The 4,033-nt window shown below is 40.1% G+C and carries 4 protein-coding genes, 1 tRNA gene and 1 other RNA gene; all 6 read left to right on the forward strand.

Annotation, left to right across the window (positions count from 1 at the left end):
- Window positions 1-108 precede the first annotated feature (108 nt).
- Window positions 109-438 (forward strand): metal-sulfur cluster assembly factor, encoded by a 330-nt coding sequence (locus tag QZ158_RS07890; RefSeq protein ID WP_006596590.1) that lies wholly within the window; start codon window positions 109-111, stop codon window positions 436-438.
- Window positions 439-593: 155 nt separating this feature from the next.
- Complete coding sequence (locus QZ158_RS07895; RefSeq protein ID WP_048691014.1) at window positions 594-1,301, forward strand: ABC transporter ATP-binding protein; 708 nt, start codon at window positions 594-596, stop codon at window positions 1,299-1,301.
- 9 nt (window positions 1,302-1,310) lie between these two features.
- A complete protein-coding gene (locus tag QZ158_RS07900; RefSeq protein WP_125329600.1) occupies window positions 1,311-2,111 on the forward strand; it encodes an ABC transporter ATP-binding protein in 801 nt (266 codons plus the stop codon).
- A gap of 75 nt (window positions 2,112-2,186) precedes the next feature.
- Window positions 2,187-2,534: a transfer-messenger RNA gene (gene ssrA / locus QZ158_RS07905) on the forward strand.
- Between the two features lie 132 nt (window positions 2,535-2,666).
- Window positions 2,667-2,754 (forward strand) — tRNA-Ser (locus tag QZ158_RS07910).
- 128 nt (window positions 2,755-2,882) lie between these two features.
- Window positions 2,883-4,033, forward strand: a 1,151-nt coding sequence (locus tag QZ158_RS07915) for a PHP domain-containing protein (protein ID WP_293887402.1), incomplete at its 3' end; no start/stop codon positions are given.

The raw sequence follows: 4,033 nt of genomic DNA on the forward strand, positions 1-4,033 counted from the left end.
AAAAGCAATCTAGGTCCGGGTGCCCTTTTCTAGAGCCCTTTGAATCTAGGGCTTGCTGTAAACAAAAAAATCTTCCTGGGGTTGAACCGAGTGAAGAAGGAGTAAAGAATGAGTTATACGACAGAAGAAATCGAACAAATTAAAAACCGTATTCTTGAAAATCTAGAGCAGGTCATCGATCCTGAATTAGGTATAGATATTGTCAACCTTGGTTTGGTCTACGAAATTCGGTTTGATGGTGAAACCGGTGAAACAGAAATCGATATGACCCTCACCACCATGGGCTGTCCATTGGCAGACTTGCTGACGGATCAGATTTATGATGCTTTAACAGGAATGGAAGAAGTGACCAAGGTCGATGTGAAATTGGTCTGGTATCCAGCTTGGACGGTTGAAAAAATGAGCCGCTATGCACGGATTGCATTAGGAATTAAATAAAATTGTTTTAAAGGAGGGACAGATGTCCCTCTTTTTTAGTGAAGATGGTTTGGATGTCAAATAGTACGAATATTATATCTTCTTTTACGATTATATCTTGCAATCACTTCTTAGTAAGGTTATAATAGAATCATTATTAAATTAAGGAGAAGATTATGAATCAGTACCCTTTGGTCTACTTAGACCATGTTCAAAAAGTGTATGGTAAGCATATTGCCTTATATGATGTGAGTGTCAATATTCAACCGGGTCGTATCATTGGTTTGTTAGGACCAAACGGAAGTGGGAAAACAACCATCATTAAATTAGTGAATGGGCTTTTGCAACCTACTTCGGGAAATGTTTACATCCATGGTGAAGTGCCGTCTGCAAGAACCAAACAAGTCGTTTCTTATTTACCAGATACAACTTATTTGGATGAGAATATGAAGATTTCAGAGACTCTCCGTTTCTTCCAAGACTTCTATAAAGATTTCAATGTGCAACGTGCCTATCAATTGTTGAACGATTTACAATTGCACCCAGAGCAAAAATTGAAACAACTCTCTAAAGGGAATAAAGAAAAAGTTCAATTAATTTTGGTCATGAGCCGTGAAGCGGATTTGTACATTCTTGATGAACCAATTGGTGGAGTGGACCCTGCTGCGCGTGACTACATTCTCAGAACCATCATTCAAAATCGTCGTCCAAACTCATCAGTATTGATTTCAACCCACTTGATTGCGGACGTTGAGCAAGTCTTGGATGAAGCACTCTTTATCAATCAAGGTCGTATTCTGTTGCATGAAAACACAACTGTTTTACGTAACCAATACGGTAAATCGATTGATGAGATCTTCCGTGAACAATTTAGAATGTATTAGGAGGCTCTTATGTTTGGGAAATTAATGAAATATGAATTAAAAGCAACCTATAAGTGGTATCTCATTATTTCGGGTGTGCTTGCTATTCTCGCTATTTTTGCTGGTTTATTAGCTTCTAGTGTTATTACTGGCGCAGCAAGTTATACAGCAGATACAACCTATACGATTGTTGGAATTGTTGTTCTGGTTATTTTTGCGGGTTACATTGGGTTGACCTTGACCAACTATATCATTATTATTCGTCGTTTTTACAATAATATTTTTGGTCGAGAAGGTTATTTGACCTGGACTTTGCCAACTGGCTCTCATACCGTTTTACTTGCAAAAGCTACCTCTGCTTTGATTTGGAGTATCTTCTGTTTTATTAGCTTGGTCCTTTCTTTGGTTATTTTCCTAGGTGTAATTGGACTTTCTCAACAACAGAATATCTTTGAGGTGCTTGGTCTACTTCTTGAACGTATTGGTGGCCCTCTATTTTGGCAAACCTTGTTTTTCCAATTGTTAGCAACCATTTCAGGGATTTTGATGCTCTATTGTGCGATTTCACTGGGCCAACTCTTTATTAATCATCGTGTCGTAATGGCCTTTGTCTTTGGTTTTATTCTTTGGGTTGTTCTTAGCATCATTGGAAGAATGTTTCCTACTGTGGAGTTAACCAGCCTTTCATATCTGTCAAGTGGCTATTATGATACCCTTAGTGATGTATTGGCCGTTAACTTTATTCCGGCTTATATCTATGAACTAGTGAAAATTGTAGCGATGTACTTTACAGTTCATTATGTAACAAAATTCAAATTGAACTTGCAATAAGAGTGAAAGAGGAGGAATTCCTCTTTTTCTTTTGCCATTTTACCCAAAAAATGATAAACTTGAGTATATCATTTTGGGGTCGTTACGGATTCGACAGGCATTATGAGGCATATTTTGCGACTCGTGTGGCGACGTAAACGCTCAGTTAAATATAACTGCAAAAAATAACACTTCTTACGCTCTAGCTGCCTAAAAACCAGCAGGCGTGACCCGATTCGGATTGCTCGTGTCTGATGACAGGTCTTAATTTTAGCGAGATACGATCAAACTTTGTCTAGCAGTTTGATAAGAGATTGATAGACTCGCAGTTCCTAGGCTTGAGTTATGTGTCGAGGAGCTGTTAAACCAATACATAACCTATGGTTGTAGACAAATATGTTGGCAGATGTTTGGACGTGGGTTCGACTCCCACCGGCTCCATTTTTATACATGCAAACGACAAATCCTTGTCGTTTTTTGTTTCTTTAAAATCTATCAAGCAATGATATCTTGTGAGCAATTCCTAAATTTTTTGTTGACAGGAGGAGCGCTTTTCCGTATAATGGATACTAGTTTGGAAGATTACTCAAGAGGCTTAAGAGGCCGTGTTGGAAACGCGGTAGGCGTGTAACAGCGTGCGTGGGTTCGAATCCCATGTCTTCCGTAAGAGAAAGGAAAGCAGATCAGTTGATCTGTTTTTTTTGTTAGGCAGGATTGGCAATGGGTAAGAGTGTCTTCTTTGGCGGATTTCCTGTATAATAGAAGGAAAGAACGGACGAAAAGGAGTGCAAGGTGATTACACAACTGGACACAAAATCGGTTTATACCTTTATGGACAGTTTAGTCTCTATTCGAGACTATATTCAGCGTGCCAAAGAAATGGGTTACCAACAAATTGGTCTCATGGATATAGATAATTTATATGGGGCCTACGAGTTTTTAGAAGAGTGCCAAAAAGCAGGTATTGGGGCTGTCCTAGGTCTTGATTTGGAAGTCGAGTTACCAGCGGGTCCCTTGTCTATCCGTTTGCTTGCATTAGGTACCGTAGGTTATAAACATTTAATCAAGATTTCCAGCATGAAAATGATGGGGACAACTGACTGGTCGGCCTTTCAACACTTGTTGGATGATCTAGCCATCATCGTTCCCTATTTTGAAGGGATTGAGTATTTAGACTTGGGCCAAGACTTTGCGATTGGTGTCTTTCCAGATACTCCAGCGAAACAGTTTTCTCGTCCTGTTTTCCCCCTCCATACAGTCCGCTATTTTTCAATGAGTGATTTGGAAAGTCTTCAGATGCTCCACGCCATTCGAAACAATTGCAGTCTGAAGGAAGTAGGAGCTGTTGCTGCTTCCATGATGTTATTGCCGCCAGAAGAGTTGGAGCGGGCCTTTGCTCATAATTATCCAGAGAGTATTTCTTATCTAGAGAAGACTCTTGCGGCTGTTCATTATGAGATTGATACGCAATTAAAGCTTCCCCGCTTTAATCCAGAGAAACCTGCAGTCGAGGAATTACGTGAGTTGGCTGAAGAGGGCTTGAGAAGTAAGGGTCTGGACCAGACGGTTTACCAAGAACGTTTGCGTCATGAATTAGCTGTCATCCATCAGATGGGCTTTGATGACTACTTCTTGATTGTCTGGGATTTATTACGGTTTGGTCGAAGCCAAGGTTACTATATGGGGATGGGCCGTGGCTCAGCAGTTGGTAGTCTAGTAGCCTATGCCTTAGATATCACAGGGATTGATCCGGTCAAGAACAATCTCCTCTTTGAGCGTTTCTTGAACTTAGAGCGCTATACCATGCCAGATATTGATATTGATATTCCGGATGTCTATCGTCCCAAATTTATCCAGTATGTTAAAAATCGCTACCGCAGTCCTCATGTGGCTCAAATTGTGACCTTCTCAACTTTTGGAGCCAAACAAGCCATTCGAGATGT

The sequence above is a fragment of the Streptococcus sp. A12 genome, assembly GCF_905372335.1.
Classification (GTDB): domain Bacteria; phylum Bacillota; class Bacilli; order Lactobacillales; family Streptococcaceae; genus Streptococcus.